Source organism: Bacillus sp. J41TS8 (assembly GCF_018333035.1).
Taxonomy (GTDB): Bacteria; Bacillota; Bacilli; order Bacillales; family Bacillaceae; genus Bacillus; species Bacillus paralicheniformis.
In genome coordinates this window covers 92775-117248 of sequence record NZ_BORF01000001.1, presented here as the reverse complement: position 1 = coordinate 117248, position 24474 = coordinate 92775, and the positions used below count along the sequence as shown (strand labels likewise).

The 24474-nt window shown below is 37.5% G+C and carries 33 protein-coding genes; 22 read left to right on the top strand and 11 right to left on the bottom strand.

Annotated features, from left to right (window positions below):
• The first annotated feature begins 57 nt into the window (after positions 1-57).
• The 7 genes from KI350_RS00675 to KI350_RS00645 all read left to right on the top strand — a co-directional run bounded on the left by KI350_RS00675 (position 58) and on the right by KI350_RS00645 (position 4818).
• Positions 58-786, top strand: a complete 729-nt coding sequence (locus KI350_RS00675; RefSeq protein ID WP_085059412.1) for a hypothetical protein — start codon at positions 58-60, stop codon at positions 784-786.
• Positions 787-813: 27 nt separating this feature from the next.
• Positions 814-1131, top strand: a complete 318-nt coding sequence (locus KI350_RS00670; RefSeq protein WP_095345956.1) for a hypothetical protein — start codon at positions 814-816, stop codon at positions 1129-1131.
• A 30-nt stretch (positions 1132-1161) separates the two neighbouring features.
• Positions 1162-1482: a hypothetical protein gene (locus KI350_RS00665; RefSeq protein WP_085059411.1), complete on the top strand. Its 321-nt coding sequence runs from the start codon at positions 1162-1164 to the stop codon at positions 1480-1482.
• Positions 1479-2294 carry a hypothetical protein gene (locus tag KI350_RS00660; protein WP_095235667.1) on the top strand — a complete coding sequence of 272 codons (816 nt, stop codon included), beginning with the start codon at positions 1479-1481 and terminating at the stop codon, positions 2292-2294. Before KI350_RS00665 ends, KI350_RS00660 begins: the two co-directional genes overlap by 4 nt.
• Positions 2295-2384: 90 nt before the next feature.
• Entirely contained in the window at positions 2385-3038 is a 654-nt protein-coding gene (locus tag KI350_RS00655; protein ID WP_095345954.1) for a restriction endonuclease, read from the top strand.
• Positions 3039-3055: 17 nt separating this feature from the next.
• On the top strand, positions 3056-3304 hold the full coding sequence (locus KI350_RS00650) for a hypothetical protein (RefSeq protein WP_035334387.1): 249 nt from the start codon (positions 3056-3058) through the stop codon (positions 3302-3304).
• A complete protein-coding gene (locus tag KI350_RS00645) occupies positions 3301-4818 on the top strand; it encodes an LPD25 domain-containing protein (protein WP_176523218.1) in 1518 nt (505 codons plus the stop codon). Before KI350_RS00650 ends, KI350_RS00645 begins: the two co-directional genes overlap by 4 nt.
• Before the next feature lie 422 nt (positions 4819-5240).
• On the opposite strand, the gene KI350_RS00640 is transcribed toward KI350_RS00645, so the two are convergent.
• The 3 genes from KI350_RS00640 to KI350_RS00630 all read right to left on the bottom strand — a co-directional run bounded on the left by KI350_RS00640 (position 5241) and on the right by KI350_RS00630 (position 6420).
• On the bottom strand, positions 5241-5759 hold the full coding sequence (locus KI350_RS00640) for a hypothetical protein (protein WP_141533826.1): 519 nt from the start codon (positions 5757-5759) through the stop codon (positions 5241-5243).
• An 82-nt stretch (positions 5760-5841) separates the two neighbouring features.
• Positions 5842-6057 (bottom strand): hypothetical protein, encoded by a 216-nt coding sequence (locus KI350_RS00635; protein ID WP_095345948.1) that lies wholly within the window; start codon positions 6055-6057, stop codon positions 5842-5844.
• A 93-nt stretch (positions 6058-6150) separates the two neighbouring features.
• Positions 6151-6420, bottom strand: coding sequence for a hypothetical protein (locus KI350_RS00630; RefSeq protein ID WP_098408457.1), 270 nt, complete (start codon positions 6418-6420; stop codon positions 6151-6153).
• A gap of 563 nt (positions 6421-6983) precedes the next feature.
• On the opposite strand from KI350_RS00630, the gene KI350_RS00625 reads away from it, so the two are divergent.
• Entirely contained in the window at positions 6984-7253 is a 270-nt protein-coding gene (locus KI350_RS00625) for a hypothetical protein (RefSeq protein ID WP_095345946.1), read from the top strand.
• Positions 7254-7527: 274 nt separating this feature from the next.
• On the opposite strand, the gene KI350_RS00620 is transcribed toward KI350_RS00625, so the two are convergent.
• The 5 genes from KI350_RS00620 to KI350_RS00600 all read right to left on the bottom strand — a co-directional run bounded on the left by KI350_RS00620 (position 7528) and on the right by KI350_RS00600 (position 9725).
• Complete coding sequence (locus KI350_RS00620; protein ID WP_095345944.1) at positions 7528-8067, bottom strand: hypothetical protein; 540 nt, start codon at positions 8065-8067, stop codon at positions 7528-7530.
• A gap of 477 nt (positions 8068-8544) precedes the next feature.
• A complete protein-coding gene (locus KI350_RS00615; RefSeq protein ID WP_145620548.1) occupies positions 8545-8805 on the bottom strand; it encodes a hypothetical protein in 261 nt (86 codons plus the stop codon).
• Between the two features lie 37 nt (positions 8806-8842).
• Positions 8843-9184, bottom strand: a complete 342-nt coding sequence (locus tag KI350_RS00610; RefSeq protein WP_095345942.1) for a hypothetical protein — start codon at positions 9182-9184, stop codon at positions 8843-8845.
• 25 nt (positions 9185-9209) lie between these two features.
• Complete coding sequence (locus KI350_RS00605) at positions 9210-9410, bottom strand: hypothetical protein (RefSeq protein ID WP_095345940.1); 201 nt, start codon at positions 9408-9410, stop codon at positions 9210-9212.
• An 18-nt stretch (positions 9411-9428) separates the two neighbouring features.
• Complete coding sequence (locus KI350_RS00600) at positions 9429-9725, bottom strand: hypothetical protein (RefSeq protein ID WP_061577975.1); 297 nt, start codon at positions 9723-9725, stop codon at positions 9429-9431.
• 687 nt (positions 9726-10412) lie between these two features.
• Between KI350_RS00600 and KI350_RS00595 the strand changes: the two genes are divergently transcribed.
• From KI350_RS00595 to KI350_RS00585, 3 genes are all read left to right on the top strand, one after another.
• Positions 10413-11042 (top strand): hypothetical protein, encoded by a 630-nt coding sequence (locus KI350_RS00595; RefSeq protein ID WP_085059403.1) that lies wholly within the window; start codon positions 10413-10415, stop codon positions 11040-11042.
• A gap of 541 nt (positions 11043-11583) precedes the next feature.
• The gene (locus tag KI350_RS00590; protein WP_148957233.1) at positions 11584-12618 is read left to right on the top strand and encodes a ParM/StbA family protein; all 1035 of its coding nucleotides are present in this window, start codon (positions 11584-11586) and stop codon (positions 12616-12618) included.
• A gap of 19 nt (positions 12619-12637) precedes the next feature.
• Positions 12638-12934, top strand: coding sequence for a hypothetical protein (locus tag KI350_RS00585; RefSeq protein WP_148957234.1), 297 nt, complete (start codon positions 12638-12640; stop codon positions 12932-12934).
• A gap of 168 nt (positions 12935-13102) precedes the next feature.
• Here KI350_RS00585 and KI350_RS00580 read toward each other — a convergent pair whose 3' ends face one another.
• Positions 13103-16069 (bottom strand): Tn3 family transposase, encoded by a 2967-nt coding sequence (locus KI350_RS00580; protein ID WP_000684982.1) that lies wholly within the window; start codon positions 16067-16069, stop codon positions 13103-13105.
• A gap of 147 nt (positions 16070-16216) precedes the next feature.
• Here KI350_RS00580 and KI350_RS00575 point away from each other — a divergent pair, with 147 nt between their 5' ends.
• Positions 16217-16792 (top strand): recombinase family protein, encoded by a 576-nt coding sequence (locus tag KI350_RS00575; RefSeq protein WP_212930412.1) that lies wholly within the window; start codon positions 16217-16219, stop codon positions 16790-16792.
• A 249-nt stretch (positions 16793-17041) separates the two neighbouring features.
• On the opposite strand, the gene KI350_RS00570 is transcribed toward KI350_RS00575, so the two are convergent.
• Positions 17042-17494, bottom strand: coding sequence for a hypothetical protein (locus KI350_RS00570; RefSeq protein ID WP_212930411.1), 453 nt, complete (start codon positions 17492-17494; stop codon positions 17042-17044).
• 361 nt (positions 17495-17855) lie between these two features.
• On the opposite strand from KI350_RS00570, the gene KI350_RS00565 reads away from it, so the two are divergent.
• The 5 genes from KI350_RS00565 to KI350_RS00545 all read left to right on the top strand — a co-directional run bounded on the left by KI350_RS00565 (position 17856) and on the right by KI350_RS00545 (position 21165).
• Positions 17856-18158 (top strand): N-acetylmuramoyl-L-alanine amidase family protein, encoded by a 303-nt coding sequence (locus KI350_RS00565; RefSeq protein ID WP_212930410.1) that lies wholly within the window; start codon positions 17856-17858, stop codon positions 18156-18158.
• Entirely contained in the window at positions 18091-19125 is a 1035-nt protein-coding gene (locus tag KI350_RS00560) for a spore germination protein (protein ID WP_231120556.1), read from the top strand. Before KI350_RS00565 ends, KI350_RS00560 begins: the two co-directional genes overlap by 68 nt.
• A gap of 14 nt (positions 19126-19139) precedes the next feature.
• Positions 19140-19592, top strand: a complete 453-nt coding sequence (locus KI350_RS00555; protein WP_060965122.1) for a Ger(x)C family spore germination protein — start codon at positions 19140-19142, stop codon at positions 19590-19592.
• A gap of 407 nt (positions 19593-19999) precedes the next feature.
• Positions 20000-20206, top strand: coding sequence for a YuzF family protein (locus KI350_RS00550; RefSeq protein WP_042977813.1), 207 nt, complete (start codon positions 20000-20002; stop codon positions 20204-20206).
• 68 nt (positions 20207-20274) lie between these two features.
• Positions 20275-21165, top strand: a complete 891-nt coding sequence (locus KI350_RS00545) for a manganese catalase family protein (protein ID WP_041054396.1) — start codon at positions 20275-20277, stop codon at positions 21163-21165.
• A 187-nt stretch (positions 21166-21352) separates the two neighbouring features.
• On the opposite strand, the gene KI350_RS00540 is transcribed toward KI350_RS00545, so the two are convergent.
• Positions 21353-21709 carry a molybdopterin-binding protein gene (locus KI350_RS00540; RefSeq protein ID WP_080623991.1) on the bottom strand — a complete coding sequence of 119 codons (357 nt, stop codon included), beginning with the start codon at positions 21707-21709 and terminating at the stop codon, positions 21353-21355.
• A gap of 137 nt (positions 21710-21846) precedes the next feature.
• Here KI350_RS00540 and KI350_RS00535 point away from each other — a divergent pair, with 137 nt between their 5' ends.
• The 5 genes from KI350_RS00535 (at position 21847) to spoVAE (ending at position 24467) form a co-directional block, all read left to right on the top strand.
• Positions 21847-22053, top strand: coding sequence for a DUF1657 domain-containing protein (locus KI350_RS00535; protein WP_013352384.1), 207 nt, complete (start codon positions 21847-21849; stop codon positions 22051-22053).
• Positions 22054-22130: 77 nt separating this feature from the next.
• Positions 22131-22604, top strand: a complete 474-nt coding sequence (locus KI350_RS00530; protein WP_009336487.1) for a YhcN/YlaJ family sporulation lipoprotein — start codon at positions 22131-22133, stop codon at positions 22602-22604.
• A gap of 17 nt (positions 22605-22621) precedes the next feature.
• The gene (spoVAC, locus tag KI350_RS00525; RefSeq protein WP_009336486.1) at positions 22622-23101 is read left to right on the top strand and encodes a stage V sporulation protein AC; all 480 of its coding nucleotides are present in this window, start codon (positions 22622-22624) and stop codon (positions 23099-23101) included.
• Entirely contained in the window at positions 23101-24120 is a 1020-nt protein-coding gene (gene spoVAD / locus KI350_RS00520; protein ID WP_013352386.1) for a stage V sporulation protein AD, read from the top strand. Before spoVAC ends, spoVAD begins: the two co-directional genes overlap by 1 nt.
• Positions 24117-24467: a stage V sporulation protein AE gene (gene spoVAE / locus KI350_RS00515; protein WP_041345364.1), complete on the top strand. Its 351-nt coding sequence runs from the start codon at positions 24117-24119 to the stop codon at positions 24465-24467. Before spoVAD ends, spoVAE begins: the two co-directional genes overlap by 4 nt.
• The last annotated feature ends 7 nt before the right edge of the window (positions 24468-24474 follow it).

Genomic DNA, 24474 nt, shown 5'->3' with positions numbered 1-24474 from the left:
TTGGGGGCCAGCTTCTCTATTCTTTTATATTCAAAACAAAAAATGGAGTGTGTTTCGATGAACATTGCAGAGTTAGAAAGAAGACTTGGTTTGATTAAAACAGATGATCCTTTTGAGGCGTCTGCGAATAATTTGATTATTAGTATAGGCAGTTATTGTTCTGAAAAAAATATAGCTTTAAAACACGATAATGGGCAGTTAAAAACGGATCGAATAAAAGAACTAATTAAAAAATCGCCAGATATTTTTGATGAGTTAGAAGAATCCAGTGAAACAAAACGATATTTTAAACACCATTTTGGATCAGTCGTTAAAAATGTCCCTTTATCCGAAAGTATAAAGATGACAGCATTAGTCACGCTTGACAAATTGAATCATTATGAAAATTTTGTTGAGGAGTATAGAAAGTATGTAAAAAAACAAGTGAACCATACGTTGGGTCTTTACGGTAAATCCAACCCCCGGATTTCTCATAAACCAACAGACAAAATTGACCTAGATGCCATCATACAATTTGATCAACAAAATACTGGACAAACCAGTTTAGAAGCTCGACAAGTTGCCGTTATGCGTGAATTTTTGGATGCTAGAGATAGATTGAAGTTACTTAAAGATCCAGATGTACATAAAGCTTTTACTAATGTTTATCAATATGTACATCCAAAGAAAAATAGCCTAGATCAGTTCTTAGAAAATGATTATTTAAGAATAGGGTCTTATAATGTCGAATCTTATACCACAAAACAATCAAAGAATCTACAGAAAAATTATGATCTTGAAAGATAACAAAAGGCAATCCATTGGAGGTGCGGAATGAAGAAGGATTTGCTATTAAGCAACATTGAAAATAATCTGAATAAAATGAACAATGAACAACTGAAGGAACTTGGATATAATCTTTTGCACACTGGTCTCATATCTATAAGAGCTATTATAGCTGAAAACTTTAAAAAGAGAGAACTGATCAAAGTGAACCAAGTGTGTAATATTATTTCTGATTCCGTTCATAATTTACCGTATCCCTTATTTGTAGATTATAATAGGGATGTAATGTTATCGGAACTAAGTGAATGTATTAGAGATATAAAACACCTTGAAAAGGAATCAAAAGGATTTTTTTTCGCACATTAATTTATCCGCTATTAGAAAGGGGAATGTATTATGATCAAAACCAGAAATGATTTTCCAACTGAGAGCCAATACATTGAATATACCAGGACTTATGATTTTTTAAATCAATATTGCATTAAGGATAAATCACCAAAAGAAATCATAGCAGATATGGCTTTGTATAAAGATTGGCTTCCATATGTAGAAAAGGCATTACCCATCCTGCTCGAAAGGAAAAAGACCACAGGTTATGACCTCCGTAAAAAGGTTGATGATCTCTTAGCTCGGGAAGATGAATTTGACTTTACAGAAGAGGATATCAAAGCAGCCGAAAAAGAATTTGCAAGGAAGCGGCTGGGGGATGAAATATGATTGAATACAGACAACAATATAAATCCGGCGATCTTATTATGTCTTATAGCTTTCCTTTTGAAGAAAGAGATGGAGCCAAACCGCGGCCGGCGATTGTTTTAGGTGATTATGGCAGGAGTGTCTCAGTTATTCCCGTTATGGGGATCTACACCCACAAGAACAAGACGGAAAAGGAGGTGTATCGTTTATCACCTGATGAGGTGAGAGTGCCTAGGGGTATTCCTTTTATTAATGGAAAAACATTAAGTGGCGTAATCAAAACTGATAGGATTGAGCAGCTATCAAAAGAAGAAGTATCTGGCGCTCTTGCGGAATTTCCTTTAAGAACAAAAATCGAAATACTGACAACCTATGAAGACGTTAAAGAGCATGGTAAGCTCCTTAACCCCCAATATGATTTTGTAATGAAAAAATTCAAGGAGAATGTGATTGCCGAAAAACTTAATTTTTTAACAAACAAAAAAGGAAATCATTTTGAATATTTACGGGATGAAAAAATGAGAATTGATCGGTTGCAGCGTATCGATAAGTTTGGAACCTTGGATATATATTCAGTTGAATTAACTGATGATGACAGAACATTTACTTATAATATTGCAACAAACAAGAAAGGAAAAAAGCTGCTGCATGATTGGGGAAAATCCAAAACGGCATTAGAATGGTTAAAAGAAGACGCGAAATATCATGCTTTAATGAAGAATATCGACCAAGAAATGCGGCTAGATCCAACTCCTCATCCTGACAAATATCAGAAATATCATGTGTTTAGAAGGAAAGAGTTTCAACAATTAAAAGGGGGTCTGGAAAGATAAGGCTTCTGAAAATCTTATTAAATATTTGAAGCGGAATACTAAAGTCAATAGTGTTCTTTTTTTATGCCTTTTTTGAAAGGGGGTGAAACCGTGGTAATCGTTGGTGACTTAACATTAGAAAAATTGTTGATTGTCGTTGTCTTAATGTCGATTATTCTTGGGGGGCCAAGGTTATATAGGCACCTTCAAAAACGCAAACGAGCGAAATTACTCTCAATGAGTGGTATTCGAGATATTGATAAAATGGATGGCAGACAATTTGAATTTTTTCTGGAAGTATTGTTCAACAAGCTTGGATACCGTGCGGAGGTAACACCAGGAAGCAGAGATTATGGAGCTGACATTATTTTGAAGGGGAAGAATAAAATTGTTGTCCAAGCTAAGAGGTATGGGGCCGGTAACAAAGTTGGCTTAAAGGCCGTAATGGAGGCTCATTTTTCAAAGTCATATTATAATGCCCAGGATGCCTGGGTTATCACCAATAGCAGATTCACTTCAAGTGCAATAGAAGGGGCTAAAAAAACAGGTGTTAAATTAATGGACAGAACAACACTTCAAGAGTTTATATTGAAAATCAACCCTGAAAGAAAGCCTGCTGATATTCGGAAAGAAGTAGGGCCGGCATCAAGAAAATGTCCTAAATGTGGAAAAGATTTATCTATTCGTCAGTCAAAGGACGGTCAGCAATTTTTTGGCTGTTCATCTTTTCCTCAATGTAAACATACAGAAAATATCGCAAATTAAATATAGGGGGAACTGCAATGAAAAGATTGTGCTTTTTAGAAGGCATTGATAAAGATGAACTGATTTTCAGTATGAAAGGCAAAAATATTCGTATTCCAATAAAAGACCAATCAATAGTAGAGGGGCTTGTTCGACAGCTGGAAGCTGGTGAAACGCTTTTATTAGAAGTGGATCTTGATAAAAAAGAGCTATCAAATGTAAGTGAACTGAAAGAGCTGCACGATCCTACACTTATTGAAGCAGATGATCTGGGGGAATGGGAATGAAAATAAAATTTAAAACAGCAGAAGAGAAAAAAGCTGAGGTTACAAGATTAACTGAAAATATGGATAAGGCTATTGACGATTATTTCTACTCCCCTGAAGACCTAAAGGAGTATTTGAGATTCATGAGTCAATTCCGCAATTATTCATTAAGAAATACTGCCCTGATTCAAAACCAATTTCCAGGTGCCACGGCGGTCGGCTCATTTAAATTTTGGAAAGAAAAAGGGTACTCAGTCAACAAAGGCGAAAAGGGAATAAAAATCATTGTTCCTCACAAGGTAAGCGGCCGTTTCCAAACACCTGACGGGGAGTGGAAATTGCTTAAAGAAGCAACTGAAAAAGAAAAGGAGATGATAAAAAATAAAGAGTTGAAAAGTTACTCCGATTTTATCAAGTTTGGAGTTGGCCATGTGTTTGATATAAGTCAAACTAACGCTCCTGTAAAAGACATTCCAAAGATTTTCCCTAATAAAAAGCTAGAAGGAAAAGTGGAGAATTTTGAAGAGTTTCAGAGAGGGTTAGAAAAAATCGCTGATAATATCGGTGTAGAAATAATCCCGAATGACCGAGAACTAGGAGCGGCCAAAGGGGTCTTTTATCCTTTTGAAAATGCTATTGAATTAAATAAGAGGAATTCTCAATTCGAAAACGTAACCACCTTACTTCACGAACTTGCACACGCGAAGCTTCATACGAAGGACAAAACCTTTGAAACAACAGATCCGGAAAAAGAGTTTCAAGCAGAAATGGTATCATATGCCGTCTCTGCTTATTTTGGTTTTGGGAAAGAAAAAGAAGAAGAAAGTCTGCGGTATCTTTCTAATTGGACCAAAGGAAAATCATTGGCTGATAAAGAAAGGCTGCTTGAAGAGGTCAGAAGTACAAGTGTTGAATTTATTGAAACGATTGAAAATGAATGGGATAAAGAAAGAATAAAGACAGCAGAAATAGTGTATCTTGTTGATCATGGCAAAGGGTCAATACAAAAGGTGACATTAAACGATTTGAAAGAAGGTATGCATGAGACGGATGAACAGTTTATACAACGATTTAATCAAGAGAGAGAATCCAAGTTCTTTATTTTAAAAGAGGATGAAGTGACAGAACCGATGGTATTGATAAACTGGTCTGAACACCCAGACTTAAAAAGCCAGCAGCTTATCAAATTTAATGAAGCTGATCGACTATTTGGTCGTTTAAACAAGGAAGCTTTATCTGATTTAGGTTATTATAAAACAAGATATCACATCATTTTCAAAGACGATTTTTCATCATACACAAAGAATCCCAAAGAAAATCACTCGTCGTCGGAAAAAGAAAAAATGTGCATTGTTACTCCCGATCGTCATGATATTGGCGACGGGCTTTTTAATGGGATTTGGGATCAACTTGAAAATGACCCTGCAAGAAAGCTATTCCCTTATCTTACACCTAGCCAAAAAGAAATGTTTCGAAATTATATGGCTCGGGATAATGTCAAAGAAAAGGAAGCTTGTATAGCAATTGATCGCTAACATACAAAAACCAGGGCTGCAATAGCCCTGGTTATCTAAAGAAAACATATGTGAAGAATTCAAACAATCCATTTACATACGAAACAATCTCACCCGTTAGAAGCGCGTATACACCGATAAAAAAGAAGATCGGAAAAACAACATATAAGAAAAACTTCCAAGCGAAGTAGATTAGCAATAAAAATAAAACAACTGTCAGGATAACCATCAGCAATGACTTGATTGCGCCCGGATGGGTAAAAAAGAAGGATATCATTAGAATTGGAATGCTTACCTTAATGATAGTCCAAATTGGAACCCGATTCAAAAAAGGTATTGTCCTTGAATTCATTCGATTTTCCATGATTATCACTCCTTTCATACCTGTTAAGATTATCCTTTGTTTGTAAGTAATTGTATCAGTTTTCCGAAAAGATGTCACCTCATGTATTTATGTTTTGTTCCTTGTATCGACTAAAATCAATCATTTTTTCGTAATTTTTTGTTTTATTTTTAACGTTTTTAAGGTATTTATCAAAAAAATTCTTATCTAACCTTGGTGGTATGTATCCTAACCTTGTTTTAAGAATGTTTTCAATGACATACATTTTTTTAGTGACGAATGTGTATTCTTTATTGAGTGCATCATAATTTTCTTCAAAATAAGCACTCCTTGTGTTTTGGTTTTTCTTCTTTAGTTTGCGAATCTCATCTGTTGTGTCGCTTCGTACCGTTCTTGCCTCCTTCAATAAGAATAGAAGATCGACTGTCGGAAATAACATCAATTCAGGTGTAGTTTTTTCCAAATCTTTTTTTGATGCGCTTTCTCTGTAAATCACACTAATTCTCACACTATCCTCTTTAACAAGATCTGAAGGAATGTGCATAGAACAAAATTCGCAATGGTATCTTGAGTGGTCAATGTTTTCAACTCTGCTGCCGCAGTATGGACATGTTTTCATTCAGAATTACTCCCGTCTGTAATTTTTGTTCCTTCACTATTATTATTTCTTGATTTATCTTGTTTGTAAATGGCTAAGCATTTTAAGGGAGGTCAGAAGGATCTATCATCAACTTTTGTTGAGTGAGTACCCAATCTTCGATTTTATAGACCACCTCGTCAAAATCATTAGGAAATGGGTAATCATCACAAAGATTACGGGCTGTTTTCTCGTCAACTTGATGCCATAATCTTGAGATATCGCGCGCGGAATTTTTAAACTGATTTAATGCTTTTAATAATTTTTCATTGTTTGACATTGCTTAAACTCCTTTTCTATTGACTGTCTTTCAGGCGGGGAGACCAATCCCCACCGACAGTCTTTATGGCTGTGTTATTGATTGCTACCGTTTTTAAAATTGATCTTCTAATTCTTCTAAAAAATACTCCTCGAATTCATCACTGTTTTTAATGAATTCGCTTAGATTTTCCATGACATACAAAGTCTCCGATACGTCTGAGTCAAGCGGGTTATCTTCTGCTAATACTTTATATATATCCGTCAACTCCTCTGTGATTTCTAGACCTTCATTACGTGCTACATAATAAAGAGCTTTAAAAATAGTATCAGCTTGGAATGCAGTTATAGGCATTGTTTCTTTAGTTCTTTTTGTTTCTCTCATGTTTTTTCTCTCCTTTTGCATTTTGCCTTCCGAAGGGAGTTAGTTCCCCGAAGGGGGATTATTTTTCCCTTTTGGCATGGAGAACGGACAACTGCGGTTAGCCGAATGACAAGAGTGACGACCGGAGGAAGGAATCGCCTCCGCGACAGCTGCGGCTCGGCCGGCCAATGGCCGGTAGCGAAACGGTTACTTCGGGGATTTTAAGCAAAGGCTTGACTGCTTAAAATCCCCGAAGTTTTACCGTCACGACTAGAGCCGTTGCTGCTCTTGTTGTTTGGCTCGCCGACTTGGCCAGAAGTGCGGTAAAGAGCCTGAAAGGCGCAAACTTTGCCGCGCTTGTGGCTTAGTCGGCTCCGCACGTTGTACGATCGGAAGGCAAAAGGGAAAAGTAAAAAGGATACGCTTCAGCGTATCCTTGCCATTTGCGGAAATGTGACCGTTAGGGAACTTTACTGCGTGTTTTAATGTTTTTCTGTCATCGTTCACTCGTGAAGAAATGGACAGGAACATAGCAGCTGTTGTTTCCGGGATTGCCAGGGGCAGGCCCGGGAGCTTACAGATGCATGTTATCGGGCATTTTAGAGGGAAGCGAGATGCCGCAGAGAGTTGGCCGGCTTGCCGGCTTACGGCTGCGAGCAGACCCGGAGGGGGAACCAAAATATAAGGCCCCGCATCAAGAGATTGAAAATTTAATCGCCTTCAAAAAAGAGGGACAAACTATCGAAATAACAAAAGAAACACTGAATTTGTTAATCAACTCAAATGCCGCAACGGCAGCCACATTGATTGGGATATTTTCATTAATCCTAACGGCAATAAAAAAGACCAGCTGAAAACGCTGGTCAAAAAAAACAGCCGGCAATGCTAAGGGTTAATAAGGATCTGCAGCCGGCACACTATAGGATATGACCACTCAATTATAACAGAAGATGTAGGTTTGTAAGGATTTGCGGCAACAAATCCTTACAAACAAGGTTTTAAACGGTTGCCTCAGCAACCGTAAGAAGCAGGCTCGATGCCTGCGCCTTTCAATCAAAGGAAAACTTCAGTTTTCCTTCCAGGCGTAAGGCCGTAAAAAAAGAGAAGGGAACCCCCTTCTCTTTCATGTTAAATGTCTTCTAAAGACACATCACCATCCACTTTTATGTTAAGCCATTCAAATAAGAATGTAGCTTTTTTCTCTAAAAGTTCATCTGTGTCAGTTCCGTCATAATAAATCCATGTCGCATATTCAAAGGCTGTTTGTTCGAGATAAGCTTTACATATTCTATTGTTTAGATTCAGATGATCAATCAATCTTTTGCTATCATCCCAAGTATAATCCTCTAAAAATGCTCTGACTGAACAGTTTAATTCCTGGGTACAATAATTGTTCAACTGTTTGTAGGTAAGAACATACGGAATGTCTCCATGCTCAATAATGACAAAGGCTTCTTCATCGTAAACAAATTCTTTTTCATACATATCGACTAAAGTATCAAGAATTTCCCACCCATTTTTGACCGACTGTTCATGTAAAGTAGTTGCTCCTAATTTTTTTAGTTTAGAGAAATTCGTATCTGTTAAAGGGATTCCTTTGTTTTCGAAAACACCGAAAATGTCGTCTTTGTACCAGTTCACTGTTAAAAAAAGTTGATCATGTTTCATTTGTTGATTCCTCCTGTTTTTTCATTTAAGTGAAGAGGAAAAGAGTTATTCACTTTTCCCCCTGTCCACCTGTAACGACAGCGAGTGAGGAACGGAGAGCAAGGGAACAAGCTGAAAAAGTTTTTTGTTTTGATGGTGTCGTTGGGATGGGAGGACCGAAGGGACGTACCAGGTCATACGATACCCAAAACCCGTTTGACTTGAGATGCGAGGACAAAGGACGCAGCAGGGCAAAGGAAAACGAGTAAAAAAACTTTTTCGCGCCTTGCTAGAAGTGACGAGGGAGCTACAGTGAAGGTGGACAGGGGCCGGGAAACCACTTCATTCCAAGGTTTTAAAACGGTTGCTTCAGCAACCGTAAGAAGCAGGCTCGATGCCTGCGCTTTTCAATCAAAGGAAAACTTCAGTTTTCCTTCCAGGCGCAGTTGGCTAAAATAAAAAAGCTGGTCCCACTAGGGACCGGCTTTTTATGTGAATTCAGTTTTCTTTATTCTCGAAGTCGGAAGTTAGTACACCTCTGAAGAAGAAACTAACTACACCTACTATAAAGGTTCCTATTGACCCCAAAAATATTAATGCGGGTTTCAGAAACTTAGATATATTTTGAGATTCTTCGTAAGAAACTAATTTAAAATCAGAAGCCCATTTGAAAAACGGGTCTGCGATAAAAAGTCCCAAAACTATAAATGTTACAGAAATAGAAAGAAGATTTAATAAAAATTTTTTATTTTCTTTCATCGTCTTCACTCCATCCATATTTTCATTTTGAATGTATTTAGTCTATTTGTAAATGGTCAAGCATCTTTTTAGCTTGCTTTGCAAGACTTGAATCGTTGTTCATGCAATATTGAAGAGTAGATATCACATAACGGGAAAGTCCCTCGGAATCGAGAGCGTGCTTATGCTGTAAAGCAAAGCGCCCACTATATTCAGATCCATCTTTCCAGACAATGTGAAAGTCAACTTTATTATAACCCCCGTTCTTTGGAGATGTAAGCGCCCATTCCGAGATAGTCGCTTCAGCTTGCTTCCATGTATTGTGTGATTTTTTGATACATTCTTGTGAAGGTCCTTCAAGCCTTTCAAGAGTAATCCTTTCAACGTCGATTTTAGCCATATTTATATCTCCTCATTTCCAAATATTATTGCTTCAATAACTTTTGTTGAGTAGATACCCAATCTTCGATTTTGTAGACCACTTCGTCAAAATCATTGGGGAACGGATATTCATCACAAAGATTGCTGTCTGTTTTATCGTCGGTTTGATGCCATAATTCTGAGATCTCGCGCGCAGAATTTTTGAACTGAATTAATGCGTTTAATATTTTTTCGTTGTTTGTCATTGCTTTAACTCCTTTTTATTACTTGCAGTTTTCGTCAATAACCATGACGTGCCATGAATTTTCATCATCTGAGATATTGCAATAATAAGGTCCGTTCTTATCTTCTAAAACCTCAAAGTCAAGATTATTTTTTGACGTATACTTTTCCTTCAGATATTTTTCTTTAATTGTGATAGCTTCGTTATTGGCTTCCTTCAGATCCTTAAATACTCCCTCAACGCCTGCTGCACATTTTTGCCCTTTATCGAATGAATAAAAAACTTGAATGATGTACATTTCATTAGATTTTCTTCTTATTCTTCTTGGTTTTTTCATATTCTTTGGCTCCTTTTCAATTTTGCCTTCCGGAGGAAGTTAGTTCCCCGAAGGGGGATTATTTTTCCCTTTTGGCATGGAGAACGGACAACTGCGGTTAGCCGAATGACAAGAGTGACGACCGGAGGGAGGAATCGCTTCAGCGACAGCTGCGGCTCGGCCGGCCAATGGCCGGTAGCGAAACGGTTACTTCGGGGATTTTAAGCAAAGGCTTGACTGCTTAAAATCCCCGAAGTTTTACCGTCACGACTAGAGCCGTTGCTGCTCTTGTTGTTTGGCTCGCCGACTTGGCCAGAAGTGCGGTAAAGAGCCTGAAAGGCGCAAACTTTGCCGCGCTTGTGGCTTAGTCGGCTCCGCACGTTGTACGATCGGAAGGCAAAAGGGAAAAGTAAAAAAGGATACGCTTCAGCGTATCCTTACCGATGATCTGTTTTTGAGGTTTTAAACGGTTGCCTCAGCAACCGTAAGAAGCAGGCTCGATGCCTGCGTTCAATCAAAGGAAAACTTGAGTTTTCCTTCCAGGCGCTGCCAGATAGGTAAATGACAATAAAACAAATGATTCAATTCCAAAACTTGAATGGTAGTTAAGAACTAATTATGGGATTATATGTTTATTGATATTGGATAATATGTTATAGTTGCAGTGAAAAGGCTTGGAAAATATTAAAAAACAAAGGGGGTAATGATATGAAAAAATATTTTCCATTCTTTATAGCCTTTCTACTAGCTTTTGCGACCATCACACCGTCCTTCGCATCAGCTAAGGAAGAAGGGGAAATTGATGCACCAGCAGGAAGTTTAGAGAGTGAACTTCTTTCACCAGACAGTGATTTTGTTAAATTCTTAGAAGGCATTGAGCAGTTGCCAGCTAGTGTCGAAAAACAAGGTCCCGAAAAAGTGGCTAGTTGGTTAACAGAAAAAACAGGGGTAGAAGTCACTACAAACGGTGAAAATTTAGTTGTTCCGTCTTTATCTGATGTAGATGTAAAAGCATCTAAAACACCTGCTGACAGTTCTGCAATTCAACCTGCTGGAGCGTGGGAATGCATAACTGCTATTGGTCTAATGATTGGGACTGTCGGCTTTCCAGTCACTAAAATTGTCAAATTGAAGAAAGCTATCGACTTACTCGGCGGTGTAAAGAAAACCGTTGACAGAATTTACTCTAAGTACAAAAGCTTGAAAAAACAAAGATGGAGAACAATAGACGCTTGGAAAGAAGCTGTAAAAAAAACATCTAATAACCTTCCAAAGGATGTAGGAAATGCTTTCCTTGATTTCTTCAACATATCCAACGTAATAAACCAATGCGTATAGAGAATAGGTGATAACCATTAAATCATTAACATTACCATTTAAGTTAGCACTGTTGCTTTTGCTCCTTTTCCAAGTCTATTCAATTTGGACAAATTGGAACACTGACTTTAGGACAAGCATTATCTCAATCATCATTCTTGTAGGTTGTATTATCCTGTTAGCTCTGGGCAGCATCTTTAAAAAGAAATAACCCTTATTGGAATCCACTTAACGGTGGGTTCCTTTTTATTTCTCTACATACGGAGGAAAACTTCAGTTTTCCTCTGATTAAAATTCAAAGAATGCAACTTTTGTGCAATTAACTTGCAGCTATCAGGATAGGCGGAGTGAAAAAAATTGAGATAACATAAAGATAGCAAGATCGAAATAAGAGGGATAAACTTGTTCTGCGTTGGATTCACATATTATTAATATATGATTAAATAAATATGAGAAATTTAAAATCAACATATGTTAATAATATATGTTGATTTTTTATAATGGTAATTATATAATATTAATATATGATACAAATATTAATAAAAAGTTAGGGGAGATTTAGATGTCAGCATTGACTATTTTTTCATTAGACTTGGGAAACAAAAGAACAAAAATGTATACAGAAAAAGGTGTTAGGGATTATCCTTCTCAATTTGCGTTGAAAAAAGATGCTGGGCAAGAGACTCGTTTCAAAAAAAAGATGGACCTTAATTTTTTCTCAATTAATGAAGAAGAATACGTTTGGGGCAATGACTTGTATGAAGAAATTGATCCTCAAGATTTAATTGATACCATGAGATTTGGTAGCTCGCGGTATAGCAGCAGTCAATATAAAAATCTGATTAAGATGTCCTTGGCTGAAATGGCTAGCGATTATGACACTGAGGAAATATTAGCCGTTGAACTTGTAATTGCTTTGCCAACGGAAGACTTAACAGACGAAAACAAAAGCAAACTTGAAAAATTCCTGAAAGATGCTCATTCAATCAAAAGAAACGGCAAATCCCATGTGATAAAAGTTGATAAAGTACATATTGAATCTCAAACAACAGGAACTTTTTATAATCATTTATTAGGCAGGGATGGTTTGGTCGATAACAAAGAACTTTATGACAAAACAGTTTCGATAGTTGATGCTGGAGGAGGTACGCTGATTATTGAAACCTTAAAACGGTTATCTTTTATACCGGAGTTATCAAGTCAGTTTGAGACTGGTGCGTACAAGCTATTCAATGAAATCAAATTTGCGGCCAAACAAAAAGGATGCCGTATAAGTGTATATGAAATAGAGAATATTTTAAGGGAAGGAAAAACAGTTTTTAGTGAAAACAATCGGTCGGATGAAGATCAAGTTTTTGATTTAAGTAAAATTATTGAGAAGGTAAAAAATCAATACACAGAAGTCGTATTAAACAATTTGAATAAAACTTTAAAAGGTACGAATCGTATTGATCAAATAATTGTCACGGGTGGAACTAGCCAATTAATTAACAAAGAGGTCTTCAAAGAGGAGTATCCTTATGTTATCTTTGAAAAGGAACCATCAACTGCAAACGCGGTAGGGAATTATAAATATATCCTAGCTGTTAGAGAGTAAAAGGAAGGTTGATAATACCGTGGCTAAAAAAGACGAAGATAAACTTGTAAGATATATGGTGACTTTTAATAAACACGATCCTTTTGATGCTGATGTAATCAAGTTTTTGGAGAGCATCAACAACCGATCAAACTTTATGCGAAATCTCCTTTTGCATTATGTGTGGGCTACAAAAAATGGCGGTCATGCTGGATCAATATATGAGGAAGGAACCCCGAACTTTGAAGGACCTAAAAAAACATATGAAGATACAGATGAATCCCAGCAGCCAAAAGAAAAACGGATGACTCTAAAGGAGCTAAAGGAAAGAAAATAAAGCAACTCCCTAAAAAGGAGTTGTTTTTTATTGGTGGAATAACATTTGTTTTGCATCATCATATTTTATTAATATTTGTTTAATTGTCCTTGCTGGGGTACAGTCAGGAAAATGCGGATTTACAACGCTAAGCCCATTTCCCCGACTATTCCCCCAGTTTTAACAACGTTAAGAAAGTTTCAAGGGTCTTAAAGAATCTAACGAGACCATTTTCTCCGAATTAAAATGGTATTCTCCAAGTAAATTAATATGTTCCCAACCTAGAGGTGACATATGGTGCAATAATTCTTCATTAAAACTACCTGACCGTTTTTGATATTCAACTGCCTTTGTTAGATGTAAAGTATTCCAGATACTGATGGCATTGATAATGATGTTTAAGGCACTGGCTCTTTGCAATTGATGCTGTATGGTTCGTTCCCTAAGCTCTCCTTGTTTTCCGAAGAAAATAGCTCTTGCCAGTCCATTCATGGCTTCTCCTTTATTCAATCCTTTTTGTATTTTTCTTCTTAATGATTCATCCGAAATATAATTCAAAATAAAGATCGTTTTTTCTATTCGGCCCATCTCACGTAAGGCTGTAGCCAAGCTGTTTTGTCTTGAATAAGAACCTAATTTCCCCATAATAAGGGATGCTGAAACTGTTCCTTCCCTTATAGAATGAGCTAATCGCAAAACATCCTCATAATTCTCTTTAATGACCTTTGTATTTATTTGTCCACGTAAAATGACTTCTAATTTTGGATACTCACTTGCCTTATCTATTGTAAATAATTTCGAGTCTGATAAATCTCGTATTCTTGGGGCAAATTTAAATCCTAATAAATGGGTCAGTCCGAATATTTGGTCTGTGTAACCAGCCGTGTCTGTATAATGCTCTACTATATTTAGATCCGTCTCATGGTGTAACAAACCATCCAAAACATGAATCGCATCCCTTGAATTAGTATGAATAATCTTTGTGTAATAAGAAGAAAATTGATCACTTGTAAAACGATAGATGGTGGCTCCTTTTCCAGTTCCATAATGTGGGTTTGCATCTGCATGTAGCGATGAAACGCCTATCTGCATTCTCATACCATCGGACGAGGATGTTGTACCGTCTCCCCAATAGGAGGACAATTGCAATTTGTGATGAAAATTTACTAATACGGCTTGGGCTTTATTCATTGCATCTTCATACATGCGCCATTGTGATACATTGGCCAATTGCTTATATGTAAGTCCGGGTGTTGCTTCAGCCATTTTGCTTAAACCAATATTCATTCCCATTCCTAAAAGAGCAGCCATAATAATAATTGTTTCTTCTTTATCCGGTTTTCGATTATTGGAAGCATGAATAAATTGCTCATGAAATCCTGTTATATAAGCAATATCCATCAGTAAATCGGTTAATTTTATTCTTGGTAGCATCTGATACAGGCTTGCACTAAATTTTTTTGCTTCTTCTGGAACATCTTTTTCTAAGCGTTCAATTGACAGCTTTCCTTTTTCAAGAGAAACCCCGTCTAACTTGTTGGAATTGGTAGCTAACCACTTTAACCTTTTGTTAAGGCTGCTGGTTCTCTCCGTCATATAATCCTCGAATGATAAACTAACTGATAATCTTGTATTCTCCTTCGTTTGATTCCATGTATCTTCTGAAAACAAATATTCTTCAAAGTCTCTATATTGTCTGCTGCCAACAATGGAAACATCTCCTGCCCTAACATGCTCCCGAAGTTCTGTTAAAACAGCCATTTCATAGTAATGACGATTGATTGTTGTACCATCATCCTCGTATAAATGCTTTTTCCAACGTTTTGAAATAAAATCCACAGGTGAGTTATCAGGCACTTTTCGCTTTCCGGATTCGTTCATTCCACGGATAATCTCAACAGCTTGTAAAAGTGGCTCATTTGCTTTTGTAGAATGAAATTCCAATACCCTTAATAGCGTTGGCGTATATTTTCTAAGTGAATAAAATCGTTTTTGCAGTAAGTCTAAATAATCATAGTCGTCAGGGCGTGCAAGCTCCTGAGCTTCTTCGACCGAAGAGACAAAAGAATTCCATTCGATAACGGATTCTAAAACCTCAAAAACGTCTAATTTTTCCTTTTTTGCTTTGATTAAAGCTTGTCCGATGTTCGTAAAGTGTATAACTTTCTCATTCAGCTTTTTACCGTTTTGTTTCTGAATTTCCTCTTGAGCCTTACGGCCTTTTGATAACAGACTAAGTATTTGTCTATCATGAATTTCAAAAGCTTTATCCGTTAACTCTTGAGTAAGATGTAATAAATAGACGGTTAATATCGAATATCGCTTATTTTCTTGAAAGTCACGGAATGCATATGGCTCATATCTTGAGCCTAAGCGAGATAGTTGAAACAGGCGATTGCGATGCAAATGACTAATTTGTACCGTTTCTAATTCCATTCCTCGTATGTATTCGAGTCGTTCTATTACTTTTAGAAATGTTTCGGGTGAAGGATGACCCGGCGGTTCCTTTAACCAACCCAATATCGTTTTATTGGATTCGGATGGATGCTGCGAAGTAATGATCTCTTCAAGCTTTCCTTTTTGTTCATTTGTAAGAGATTGACTAACAGTATTAAACAGTTTCTTTTCAGCCATTGCCCTTGCCTCCCACACCATTCTTTCAAGTGTAGTAATAGCAGGCAGTATGATTTTGTTTTTTCTTAGAAAATCTATACATTCATGTAGTAGATGTATGGCATCGCCATTTTCAAAAGCTAATTGATGAAGATGCTTAAATGCTATTCGATATTCTCTTAGAGTAAAAGTTACAAAGTCGTATTCACTTCGAAGTTCTTTCAAATGATCCCAAAGTGTATTTTCTCTTTGAGGATAAAGACTAATCGAAGATGGAGTGGCACCGATTTGTTTCGATATATAATGTATGACTGATTCCGGGATGCTTTTGATATGAGTGTATGGCCAACCGGGATACCGAAGAACAGCTAATTGAACAGCAAACCCTAAACGGTTTTCTTCTCTCCTTCGCTTATTAACTATTTCTAAATCCCGTTTGGAAAAAGTGAAGTAGGTCCCCAATATCCATTCATCTTCAGGGATTTGCATAAAATCCTGCCTCTGTTCCAGTGTAAGCAATTCTCTACCTCTCGCAATTTTCATTCAGTATCATCCCATTTCCATAATTATTCAGTTAATTAGTTCAATTATATATCAATAGAGTGTACTCTATTGATACAAGTATAGTAGACTGATAAAATCATAGTTAAGAGTGTCTCATAAGACTTGTCTCAAAAACGAGGTGAAATTTTGCAGAAAATCGGTTATGTACGCGTCAGTTCGACTTGCCAAAATCCTTCAAGGCAATTTCGGCAATTGAACGAAATTGGAATGGATATTATTTATGAAGAAAAAATTTCAGGAGCCACAAAAGATCGTGAACAACTTCAAAAAATGTTAGAGGATTTACAGGAAGGTGACATTATTTATGTTACAGATTTAACTCGGATCACTCGAAGTACGCAAGATTTATTTGAATTGATTGATTTAATACGAAATAAAAAGGCAAGCTTAAAATCACTTAAGGATACATGGCTAGATTTATCAGAAGATAATCCATATAGCCAATTCTTAATTACGGTAATGGCTGGTGTTAACCAATTAGAGCGAGACCTTATTCGTATGCGTCAGCGTGAAGGAATTGAGCTCGCAAAGAAAGAAGGGAAGTTTAAAGGACGGTTAAAGAAATATCATAAAAATCACGCAGGAATGAATTATGCAGTAAAGCTATATAAAGAAGGAAATATGACTGTAAATCAAATTTGTGAAATTACAAATGTATCTAGAGCTTCTTTATATAGAAAGCTATCGGAAGGAAAAAAATAAGCATTCATTACTTATATTAAAAATTTCCGGGGATTGTGAAACAACGTACCTAACCAAGCAGGCTATTTCTATAAGGAAGTATCAATATTTGTTTATCTAACTAGGCACGATCATCAAAGGGTTCCGAGTACATTTTAACGGAGATATACGCTAAACTCAGATTTAAAGCAAGGCTGTATTTTTCGAGAACACTTTTAAAAAACAACCTTAGTCACAAAGGAAGGTTGTTTTTATAAAGTCATGGTCTAATTAAAACAATTGCTGTCCCAAGAGCATACTTGAGACTGAAAAGGCACCAGCAGGTGGTAAAACATTAGTATATATGGGAGGTCCCAAACGGGTTGTAAAGGTTGTAGCAATCCAATTTCCGTATTCACCAGCCAGCAAAGAGGGAGGTTTCATTATAAACCGTCCACTTAAAATGAAATGCCGAATGCTTATAGCGGTCTCATCAATTATTGTCAAGTTGCCAAAAAAGGAGGCATATGGTGAATCGAAACTTATTTGTTTAGCGCTTTCGTCCCAATACCCATTAATCGGAATAGGTATACCACGAAAATTAACTGTACCTACTACTTTGTTGTCTACAATGGAATCAATGGTAAGTATACCTCTAATAATGGATCTCCCCGCAATAGAAGCATCAATCCCCCATACGGATGGAAATGGGATACTAACTTTGGCTGTATTTGGAATTTTCAAAATTAACCTCTCCTTGATTATTTTATGTATGGATTGAGTTGTATTTAATCATAATCCTGTAGTAATGATACAGTATATGCACAGAGAATCACTTAGGTGTTTTGTTAAGAAAGAAGCATCAATAATCAATCAGCCTACTGTCTAGATGAACAAGAGTTTGCCTGACCCACGAAAAATATGGAACATTAATTGCTGCTCATACATATGGTCTCGCATTTGGAAAATTTCTTAGCTTTAAAATAAATCATCTGATTCAATGAAATGTAATGCCTATCATCACCTATTTTTATATGTATCTCAGACGAATTCCTATACCTCCGTTACTCTTTGATCATATTTTATTTGTACGAGGTGGTGTAAAATGTTTAAATTATATTTAGATCCTGGTCACGGGATAATGGACCCAGGAGCTATTGGCAATGGGATGCAGGAAAAAGAAATTACCTTAAATATTTCCCATAGCATCCGAAATCTCTTGGAAAACCATTATGAAGGCCTGCAAATTAAAATGAGTAGAACAGCAGATATTACGCGCAGCTTGAAAGAACGTACAGATGATGCGAATGCTTTCGGTACGGGGGCCAAAGGATGGATTTGTGGAAGAAGTGGGAGTCAATGTGGCGTTAATTCGGAAACGAATCAAATCAACCAGCATGGTTTATGAAACGAAAAAAGTAGGCGTTCGCACGAAAACAACCGTTGCAATTCTTTACATGCGTGACATTGTTGATCCTAAGATTGTTCAAGATGTAAAGAATAAATTAGATGATCTTCACATTGACGGAGCGTTTAGCGCCACTCAGCTAGAAGAATTAATGGAACCGACAAAAGCATTGTTTCCTTTGATGGGGTATACAGGCAGAGCAGACTTTACCGTGAACTGTATGCTCAATGGGCGTGTAGCGTTGATTGTGGATGGTACACCGGCTGCGTTGATTGCGCCTGCCAATTTATTTTTGCTTGTGAAAGCACCCGAAGATATCCACTTTACTGCTTTGGCAGCTACATTTGGTCAAACGCTTCGTTTACTTGGCTTGTCCGTATCGCTACTGCTTCCTGCATTTTTTGTTGCCATTCTTTCCTATCATCAAGATCAGCTGCCCTATTATCTACTTGCCACTTTGGGGATTAACCGGTTGGGAATCCCTTTTGATGTGGCAGTTGAAATGTTTATTGCACTTCTCTTCTTAGAAATCCTGCGGGAAGCTGGTATCCGATTGCCTTCTGCGGTCGGCTCCACGGTAACGGTTGTAGGAGGACTTATCCTGGGGGATGCGGCCATTCGTGCTGGATTCTTATCCCCAGGTATCGTTGTCATCGGAGCAATTACACAAATCTTTGGTTCAACTTTATCGAGCCTATCATTGGCTGGAACGATTAGTACCTTACGCTTTTTTCTTTTCATTCTGTCTGCCACGCTTGGCATTTATGGCTTCTTTCTTGGATTATTTATTGTGCTCAGCCATTTAGCCTCATTGCGTTCATGCGGCTTGCCTTACTTGGCCCCAATATCACCTCCATTTAAAGACTTGGCCAACGCTTTGTTTCGATTACCTTGGCCATGGCGAAACACTCGACCGGACATGTTGAAGACACGAGATTCTACAAGGCAAGGGGACAGGCATAAATGAGGAGATATAAAAGTATGGTTGCACTTTTCCTTCTTCTCACCCTTACCGGTTGCTGGAGCAGATATGAAGTGCAAAACATGAACTATGCTACGGCTGTTGGAATAGACTATGTCGATGGCCAATACACCATGTATTTGCAATTGCTTGATTTCTCGACAGTGGCCAAGCTGGAGGGACAGCAAAAAGCGGAGCAGCCCCCGGTTTGGGTGGGCAAAGGCGAAGGTTCCTCGTTTACGGAGGCGGCAAATGATTTGTACAGTACATCACAACAACGCTTAAACTTGGGACAAATCTCTGCCATTTTGTTCAGCGAGAGATTGATGAAGGAAAACAAAGTCGGAGAAGTGCTGGAATTGATCAACCGTTATCGTGAAATAAGGTACTTGGCCTGGCTGTTTAGCACAAGAGAGCCTCCTGAAGAAATCTTGCTGGCAACCCCATTTTTTAGATTTTCGCCAAATGCATAAAAATAGTTGTTTACTTTTATGCGTTCAAACAGTTGATTTATCAACCTTATGGTAAAAGTAAACGACTTTATTGTAATAAAACAAACCGATTAGTAAACAACTTTATTGGTAAGGAAAGAACTTTATTGTCACTCAACAGTTTCGTCATGTTAAATTTTGCCTAGCGTATGTTTTGCGCTTTTTGTTGGTAGGACCCCGTGTTTAAAAGTTAAACAAGGATTAAGATTGAGACGCCCTGACACTATTTCATAGGTGTTTTTATTTTGGATTCAGAATCTGGGTTTATTTTTCTAATGAAAGAATGGATGTCTGAATAAATCCGAAAACCAACATTCCAATTGGACAAATGCACATTTTTACTTCCTTGCATATACTGCTATGGGCTTCATGAAAGGAGTGTGTTGAAAATGAGTGAAAAATGGAAACTTAGTGATCCGTATGTTTATCAAGCTTTAATGGGACTTCACAATCAATCCCTTGCTGTTCAAACGACCCACGGCTCTGTACGAGGTGTATTACGAGAGGTCATGCCTGATCATATCGTCATCATGATGGGCGGGACACCATTCTATGTACGTACAGCACAAATAATTTGGTTTCATCCGACGATGTGAGAATAAGCCAAGCTCCATCCAACATATGATGAAAATGATTATTGTTTACGGATGGAGGTGTAAAGCTTATGATGAAACGCGTGAATAAAATTGCCATTGAGTTACCATATCCAGAACATGGCGATATGAATGCTGCTGCAGCTGTACAAGAATTAATGGGTGGAAAATTCGGTGAGATGTCCACCTTAAACAATTACATGTTTCAATCCTTTAATTTCCGCGGTAAAAAAAAGCTAAAGCCCTTTTATGATTTAATTGCAAGTATTACAGCGGAGGAATTTGGCCATGTTGAATTAGTAGCGAATGCAATTAATCTGCTCTCGATTGGCAATACCATTCCTGGCAATCCTGATACCGCCCCACTGCAAAATGGAAAGGATGCCCGTTATTCTACACATTTTACAACCACTGCTCAAACAGCTTTTCCAGGTGACGGGATGGGAAGACCGTGGAATGGGTCGTATGTAAATAACAGTGGAACGCTCGTTGAAGATCTACTCGCCAATTATTTATTGGAAATCGGTGCTAGAAACCACAAAATGCGTGTGTATGAAATGACGACCCATCCGACTGCCTTAGAGATGACCGGATACTTGCTTGTCAGAGGTGGGACTCATATTATTGCCTATGCAAAAGCACTAGAAGTAGCTACAGGTGTGGATGTGGGTAAAATGCTTCCAGTTCCAAGTTTGGATAATAATAAGTTTGATTATGCCAAAAAGTTTATGGATCAAGGATTGTACAATGTGTTGTATACATGGGGAGAAGCGGATTATCGTGATATCAACCAAATTTGGAAAGGTGCAAACCCAGAAACAGGTGAAAGGCTGCATGTAATTGACGGAATGCCTGAAGGTGCGCCTGTACCCGATTTTCCAGAACTTCCAGAGCAATTCGCTCCAGGGATTGATTTGGATGATTACTATCGTATTTTAAAACGTTTAAAAAGCAATATGTAAACTTTAATAAAGAGCCACTGTAATTAATCATAATTACAATGGCTTGTTTTTCTTTCTGCCTTAAATAAAGGTAAGTTAATCAAGGGTGCATGCTGTACACCTTAAGACAGTCGCATTATCCGATATTTAGGTCTGGACTAGGTATTCTATACAACATTCTCTTCTTTATTTAGCTTTCTATTCAATCTTAAATTTCATCAATTGCATTATAACCGTAACCTTTTCTATTCCAGAAAGGTAGGGTTGGTTGAGTTCTATCATAAGAATCAGTAGCTTTTGTCATAATCTTATATTCACCTTTGTCCAGTACAGTCCACTCATAAGACCAAGATTGCCACCCATAACCAGCATTTTTAGCTGACTCTAACATTGCATTTAGCCAAGTAATCCCACCGTCGATACTTATCTCCAACTTTGTAATAAAGCCTTTACCTGCCCAAGGAATCCCTTTAATCAAATGCTTACCATTATTTAAAGTCTCCTTTAATGAAAAGTTATAAGAGCTATTGCTGTCAACGAGAAATAGAAGAAATGATGGGGATATGGAAAAGGGGTTATTATCGAAAAAATGGAGCTATACGTCAAAAATAATTTAGATTTAAATTTCCCAAAAATCATTGAATAAAAAATTCTCCATAAAGCAAAATAAAAGAGTAAAAAAAATTCAAGGAGGAAATTATCATGACAGTAATAAATGACGTTAAAACAGCTCTAGCAGGATTGAAAAGTGCTCAAGCAAGTTTTGAAACATTTGCTCTTAGTACAGATAATCAACAAGCTAAGCAACTTTACCAAGATGCAGCTAAGCAAACCCAATCCGTTGTAGACAGCATTGAACCACGTGTTCAACAAATCGAACAAGAAGAACCTCAATACAAACAACAGTAATTAGTAAGGCGAAAAAAGGTTGGCCTCTTAACCAACCTTTTTTCAGCAAATGATGGAAAAACATGGAGGTGATTTTTTTGAAAGATAAAATAACCACATTGAAAAACCTACTTTTTATTATAATGGTCATTGGTTTCGCATCAGGATGTAATGGTAATCAAAATGAATTTATTCAAGGTAATAGTACTTTTGGTATTTCACAAGTACATACAAGTAAGCCAATTGATCAATCCGTTGCCAATCATGCGAAAGAAAAGATAATTGCCAAGGAAGATATTACAGACGTAAAAGCTGTGAATACTGATAAAGAGCTTATGGCAGCGATTAAAGTTGAGAATTTTGATCGATTTCGATTAAAGAGTATCGAGAAGTCAGTAAAATCCGACTTAGAAAAAAAATATCCCGACTATAAAGTTTTTGTTTCGACTGATAAAAAAATATTCTGGGAACTTGAAAAGGTCGAGCAAAGACTGAAAAAAAACGATATGAATAAGAAGAACTTAAAAAATGATTTGAACAAACTGAAAAGTCTTATGAAGGAACAAACCTAAAGAGGAAGGATCGAGTTATGTCTAACAATCAAAAGAAACAACTTACTCCTGTGCAACAGGAATATCAAAAATTGCAAAAACAACGAGAGATCAAAAGACCGGTTGTTAAAAATTGTATTAAGGCCTTTTTAACCGGTGGACTTATTTGTTTGATTGGTCAGCTTATTTCAGACTTTTACATTTATTATTTCGATTTTACTGAGCAAACGGCCGGAAATCCGACGGTGGGTACGTTAATTTTTATTACAATGCTTCTTACTGGTTTTGGCGTATATGATCGAATGGCCCAATTTGGTGGGGCTGGAACAGCTGTACCTGTAACAGGTTTTGGCAATGCGGTTATATCGCCTGCCATTGAGCATCGAACCGAAGGATTTGTACTGGGCGTAGGTGGCAACATGTTTAAATTAGCGGGGGCGGTTATTTTATTTGGTGTTTTTTCTGCTTTTGTCATTGCCTTAATTAAAACCACTTTAATCCAGTGGGGTGGTTTATAATGCTAGCAGGTCATCGTACATGGATCTTCGAACAAAAGCCTGTCATTATCTCCACTGGAACCGTTGGTGGACCATTTGAAGCCAATGGTGCTATCCCAGATGATTTCGATACTCTTCATGCTGATCTATGGCTTGGGCAGGATTCCTATGAGAAAGCACATAAAATCCTTTTTGAAGAGGCTTGCCAAAAAGCCATGGAAAAAGGGGGCATACAAAAGGATCAAGTTCAATTTATCCTAGCTGGGGACTTAATCAATCAAATCACCCCAACAAGTTTCGCTAGCAGAACGATTGGAGCGCCTTATTTTGGCTTATTCGGTGCTTGCTCTACCTCGATGGAAGGACTGGCTCTAGGTGCTTATATTGTAAATACAAAAGGAGCGAAATATTTGTTAACAGGAGCTTCCAGTCATGATACAGCTGTTGAAAAACAATTTCGGTATCCAACTGAGTATGGTGGACAAAAGCCACCTACGGCACAATGGACGGTTACTGGTGCAGGTGCAGCCCTATTAAGTGATTCTGGGGAAGGACCTCATGTCACATCTGCCACAATTGGTCGTGTAATCGATATGGGATTGACAGATCCATTTAACATGGGAGGAGCTATGGCGCCAGCTGCGGTTGATACCATTGAAGCCCATTTAAAGGAACGAAATGTTGAGCCATCTTATTACGATTTAATTGTAACCGGTGACCTTGGCCAAATCGGACAGGAAGTGTCCATGGATCTATTTAAAAAGCATGGAACTCCTATTAGTGAAGAACAATACCAAGATTGTGGCCTTATGATTTATCGGGAAGGACAACCCGTTCTTGCAGGGGCAAGCGGTGCAGGCTGTTCAGCAACGGTAGTTTATGGGCATTTATTAAACCGCATGAAAAATGGTGAATTTAAACGCATGTTAGTTGTGGCTACAGGTGCTTTGCTTTCACCGTTGTCCTTTCAGCAAAATGAAACAATTCCTTGTATCGCCCATGCAGTGTCAATTGAATACGGAGGTGAACAATTAACATGATCTATTTTTGGGCTTTTGTCGTAGGCGGTTTAATTTGTATCATTGGGCAAATTATGTTTGATGTATTTAAATTGACACCAGGTCATACCTTAAGTGCTCTTGTAGTGATTGGGGCGCTTTTAGATGGATTTGGACTATACGAGCCTTTGATTGATTTTGCTGGGGCCGGGGCTACCGTTCCGATTACAAATTTTGGTAATTCGCTTGTTCATGGTGCGATGCAGGAAGCAGAAAAACATGGGTTAGTTGGTGTACTGACAGGAATGTTTGAAGTAACTAGTTCTGGTATTACAGCTTCCATTGTTTTCGGCATGATAGGAGCTTTAATTTTTAAGCCAAAAGGATAAGGAGAAT